The sequence below is a fragment of the Xanthomonas sp. SHU 166 genome (assembly GCF_000364685.1).
Classification (GTDB): domain Bacteria; phylum Pseudomonadota; class Gammaproteobacteria; order Xanthomonadales; family Xanthomonadaceae; genus Xanthomonas_A; species Xanthomonas_A sontii.
On record NZ_AQOJ01000260.1, the window covers coordinates 1 to 667 of the forward strand.

A 667-nucleotide genomic window follows, 5' to 3' on the forward strand; every position below is an offset into this window, starting at 1 on the left:
CCGCGCCGAGCCTGCGCGAGGCGGTGCTGGCGCATGCCTGGCCGCGCGTGGCGCAGGCGCGCGGCCGCCTGCTGTTCGTGCTCGACGGCAATCCGCGGCACGAGGCGCTGTATCGACAGGATCATCCATCGCTGCGCGGTCGCATGATGTTCGGCTGGTACGCGCCGGACCGGCCGGAGGCCGCGGTGCTGTCGATCGAGGATCCGCTGACCGAGGCGCCGCGGATCCGTGCGCTGGTGACGCAGGGCTTCCTGGTGCGCACACGCGCCGATACCGATGGCCGCGAGGCGCGCGCGCACGACCGCCGCCGCGCACAGGCGGCGCTGGAGGCCGGCGCGCAATGGATCAGCACCGATTACTACGCCGGCGCCCCGGATCCGCAGCGGCTGGGCTACTGGCTCGGTATCGCCACGGGCCTGCGCTGCGACCGTGTCACGGCCGCATGCGGCACGAGCGCACCGTGAGACTTTCCATGTTGGGGACGATGATGAAAACAAGAACGCGTTGGATGCTGTGGGTCGTGCTGCTGGTGGCGGCATTGGGCGCGCAGGCGCGGCCGGCGCCGAAGGCCGCGCCCGCGCTGCAGGTCGAAAAGGTCTGGATGCTGTTCCGCCACGGCGTGCGCGCGCCGTTGCCGGGCGAGGCCGCGGCCGCCGCGCTGGCGCCG

1 protein-coding gene and 1 pseudogene are annotated in these 667 nt (G+C 73.2%); both read left to right on the forward strand.

The genetic code is table 11. The features are described from left to right. The coding region (locus tag D180_RS08420) for a Ca2+-dependent phosphoinositide-specific phospholipase C (protein ID WP_017912449.1) at window positions 1-464 on the forward strand (464 nt) is incomplete at its 5' end. Between the two features lie 44 nt (window positions 465-508). Continuing rightward, window positions 509-667 (forward strand): annotated as a pseudogene (locus tag D180_RS23435) (histidine-type phosphatase); the annotation flags it as partial.